Below are 4,009 nucleotides of genomic sequence, written 5' to 3'. Positions count from 1 at the left end.
AGCCGGGACCGTGCCCGGTTCCGTACCTGATCCCCCGCCCGCTCCGGCATGCGTCCGCGCATGCCCGATCGGCACCGGCAAGGTCAGCGCGACGATCACGCTACCGTCCGGCAGCTGGACGAATCCGCCTCCAGCCATGATCAAAAACACCCCCGCGAGACTGTTCTGGTGGACCTCCGAGAAGGCCCGTCACATGCATCTAAACGCGATCGGCCGCTGCCCGCCAGGGGGGCAACGGCCGATCATGTTTTGACCTGCAACGATGCAAATTAATTTGTCGAGTGTCTCACCTGAAGGGTGATGGTGCTACCCGAAAGGGGCTGCTTGACGATCTTGATCCGGGTGTTGGTGTCCGGTACGTCGACCCCGGCCGTGGGGTTCGACTTGTACCAGTACGTCCCCTTGTGATCGTCGAAGACCGGAACGCCCGGCTTCGCCTTGACCTTCGCCTCCTTGCCGTCCCTGTGGAGAGTCATCCCGCGTGTGGGATACCAGCTGAAGGGTGAGTCATATGCCTGTATGCGGTTACGCATCAGGGATTCTTCCGACCACTTCTCCGGCTTGGCGTGTGCGTCGACCGGCAGGATCAGACCCTTGCCCGGGTGCGCCGAGACGTTGTTGTCCAGCTGCGATGAGTCCCAGAGCCACAGCAGCAGGCCCTTCTGGTAGCCGTAGCGCTCGACCCAGTCAGGCCGCTCGGTGGCCCAACCGAAGTTGTACGGGCCGTACTTGAGCGCCTTGTCGTAGGAGACGTGATTGCGGTTCTCCGCGATGTAGAACTGCGGGTAGGCCTTCGTGAACGACTCCCCGATACGCGAGAACCCGTCCGCCGCCCAGCCGTTGTCGCTGTCGCCCTCGGCGCCGTCCTCGAACACCGGGGCACCGTCCGCCGTCACCTTGATCGCGTCCGCGGCGAAGCCCTTCTGGGCAACTCCACCGTCCGTCAGATAGCGGAAGCGAACATCAATCTTCTTCCCTGCGAAGTCGTCCAGCGGGTAGGAGAGATCGAGGTAGGACTTCGAGACGCCGTGCAGTGCGGGCTGGTCGCTGCCGTCCCGCGGGATGGGCTTGCCGTCGGCCGTTCCGTCGACCGGCCGCCAGTTCTCGCCGCCGTCCTCGGACACCTCGGTGTAGAGGTAGTCGTAGTTCTCCTCGATGTCCCACCAGCCCTTGAGGTCCAGCGAGGCCGTGGACTTGCCGGTCAGGTCGAGCGGACGGCTGAGGGTGTTGCGCAGGTCGTCACCGCTGCCGCTCCACCACTGCTTCGCACCCTCCGCGGGCTTGGTGATGGTGGTGGTGACGTCCTTCTTCGGCAACTCGACGATGACGGCCTGCTTGTGCTTCGTCTGGTACGAGTGGGTGCCCAGGGTGTGCGTGGACTTCGTGGCCGCCTTCGCCCTGTCGTAGTCCAGCCAGCCCATCTGCAACTTGTCCCAGGCGCTCATGTCGCCGGCCGAGTCGCCGATGGCGTCCTTGCCCTTGTTGAGCCAGGAGCCCACGGACATGATCGACCAGAACCCGACCGAGTTCTCACCCTGGCCGCTGGTGTCGTAGTGGTCGGGCAGGCCCAGGTCGTGGCCGTACTCGTGGGCGAAGACGCCCAGTCCGCCGTTCTCCGGCTGCGCCGTGTAGTCGCCGACCCAGATTCCGGTGTCACCGATCTCGGTGCCGCCCGCCTTGTTCTGGTCCGGGCCGGTCCGGCCGGCGTCGCTGCCGTACGCGTACCAGCGGTGCGCCCAGATCGCGTTCTCGCCCTCGGCGCCGCCGCCCGCCGACTCGTCCTCGCCCGCGTGCACGAACTGGAAGTGGTCGATGTAGCCGTCCGACTCGTTGAAGTCGCCGTCCTGGTCGAAGTCGTAGCGGTCCCACTTGTCGTAGGCGGCGAGCTGGGTCTTGATCTCTTCGTCGCTCTGCCCGGCCGCCTTCTGGTCCGCGACCCACTGGTTGACGCCGTCGCGCACCGCGTCCCAGACGGTCGGGCAGTTGCTGCTGCCGCAGTAGTTGGAGCCGTACCGGGCCTCGTTGTAGTCGACCTTGACCCAGTCGGAGACCGTGCCGTCGACCGAGTAACGGCCCGAGGACTGCCTCTCGTAGTAGCTCTTGACGGAGTCCTTGGAGCTTTCGGAGAAGTAGGTGTCCTGGAAGTGCTCCCGGTTGAAGTCCTTCTTCCAGAACGTGGAGTTGTCCTTCTTGCGGTCCGGCGCCGGGATTTTGTTGTGCACCGGGCCGGGGGTGCCGCCGTACTCCTCGTTGATCTTGTCGCCGAACTCGAGCAGGATCGTGAAGATCTTGTCCGTCTTCTCGCGGGCCAGCTCGACGTACTTGCCGTCGTCGAGCTTCACCACCTTCGAGCCCTTACGGGTGACCACCTTGGCGTCGCCCCGGGCCACCTTCTGCAGCGCCGCCTGCCGCTGCTTGTCCCGCTGCTTGTCGAACGGGCCCTTGAGGTTGTCCTCGCTCTGCTGCGCACCCGGCTGCACCTGTTCCGCCTGCGGCGCCGGACGAGCCTGCGCCGATGACGCGGGTATCAGAGCGGTCGCGCCGAGTGCGGCGATGGCGGTTGCCAGCACCGCCGCTCTCGATCTCCTGGATCTCGGTCTGCCGTTCACCTCTGGGGTGCCCCCTGCGTGTGAGTGTGATGTGACAGGAGGTATTCGACCGTAACGGAGGGAGAAAAGACAGACCCTGATGAGGAGATTCCAGCGGCGTGCACAAGTCGCCTCGCGTGTCCGCCCGTTGAGACGGCGCAGACGGCGTGCGACTGTGCGCCCCCTGTGCAACAGCGGCGTGGGTGAGGTCACGCTTGCCGGGCTGTCCGCCCGGGCATGCCGACCGTAGAGTCGTTCGACGAGCGCACGAGCACGCCCGCGTGGCGATGCCCCCGTTGCGCCGAGCCGATCGACCGGCCCCACCCCCGACACGTCTCCCGAGGACGGATCACGCCATGCCGCGTCCGACCCCCGCACAGTTCGCCTACGGTTCGGTCACCGTCATCTGCTCGACCCTCGCCATGCTCTTGCTCTCACGGGCTCCATCGGGGCCCGGAGTAGCGGTGATCGCAGTGGTCGCACTCGTGCTCGGCGTGCTGGTGGCTCTCACCGCGCCCGGCACTTCCAAGGCCCGCCGCGTACGTACGGCCTCGGGCGCCCGGCAGGCCCCGGCGCACACTCCGGCCGTCACCGCCAGGTCCCGTGTGCACGCCCGGCACGAGGCGGCGGCGCCCGCTGTGGCCGGACGTCCGGCACAGTCCGCGCGACGCGTGGCTGAGCCGTCTCTGCGGCACTGAGGCCCGCAGCCTGCGGCCCTGCGCAGCGAAGGGGTTCCGGGCGGGATGCGTGAAGTGCCGCCCGTCTTCTGCGAGTTGCGCCGACGGCGACAGCTCACCGGTCGCCGGCTCGCCGGTCAGTCGGTCGCGACGACCACCGTTTTGGCCGCCTTGTCGTGCAGACACTGCCGGTAGGGCTTGTCCCAGGTGCAGAACAGCACGTTCGCCAGCCAGAAGATGAAGCCCACACAGGGCACCAGCGGCGGCACGTGGTAGACGAGCGTACGGATCCAGCCGGGCATTCCCCGCGGAACCGCACCGTCCGAGAGCAGCGCGACGCGGATCTTCATGAGCTTCTTCCCGATCGTCTGACCGGAGTTGGTCAGCATGAGGCCCTCGTAGATCAGGTAGACGAGCGTGTAGATGCCTTGCTGGGCGTACGTACCTCCGCTGTCTCCCGACTCCCAGTCCCCCTCCCAGTCCCCTTGTGCCAGCCACATGATGAGGCCGATCGGGATGCCGATGATCAGCGCGTCGATGATCCGCGCCAGCAGCCGCTTGCCCCGGGAGGCGAGCGGCGGCATGCCCGCGAGGGGGTCGGCCGCGCCGGTGCTGTCTCCGTACGGATTGCTGGCGTACGGGCCGCTGTCGGGCGGGCCGTACGGGCCGCCGCCGTACGGGTCGGCTCCTGATCCCGAGCCGCCGGGCGGTGGAGGCGGGCTGCCGTAAGGGCCGCCGCCGTAC

Annotated in this window: 3 protein-coding genes; 1 reads left to right on the top strand and 2 read right to left on the bottom strand. The window is 67.1% G+C overall.

Going from position 1 to position 4,009, the window contains the following annotated elements; all coding sequences use genetic code 11:
* Positions 1-269 precede the first annotated feature (269 nt).
* On the bottom strand, positions 270-2,570 hold the full coding sequence (locus ACRDP3_RS00055; RefSeq protein WP_431514690.1) for an immune inhibitor A domain-containing protein: 2,301 nt from the start codon (positions 2,568-2,570) through the stop codon (positions 270-272).
* Between the two features lie 374 nt (positions 2,571-2,944).
* Between ACRDP3_RS00055 and ACRDP3_RS00050 the strand changes: the two genes are divergently transcribed.
* Positions 2,945-3,286 (top strand): hypothetical protein, encoded by a 342-nt coding sequence (locus ACRDP3_RS00050; protein ID WP_431514689.1) that lies wholly within the window; start codon positions 2,945-2,947, stop codon positions 3,284-3,286.
* A gap of 116 nt (positions 3,287-3,402) precedes the next feature.
* On the opposite strand, the gene ACRDP3_RS00045 is transcribed toward ACRDP3_RS00050, so the two are convergent.
* Positions 3,403-4,009 (bottom strand): RDD family protein (locus tag ACRDP3_RS00045; protein ID WP_431514688.1); only part of this gene is annotated, 607 nt, incomplete at its 5' end.

Source organism: Streptomyces sp. (genome assembly GCF_050698815.1).
GTDB lineage: Bacteria > Actinomycetota > Actinomycetes > Streptomycetales > Streptomycetaceae > Streptomyces.
Note: the sequence above shows the minus strand (reverse complement) of the source record. Positions and strands in the feature narration are given on the sequence as shown.

Coding starts and splice junctions, on each gene's coding strand:
- ACRDP3_RS00050 (WP_431514689.1), top strand. CDS start 2,945: ATGCCGCGTCCGACCCCCGCACAGTTCGCCTACGGTTCGGTCACCGTC.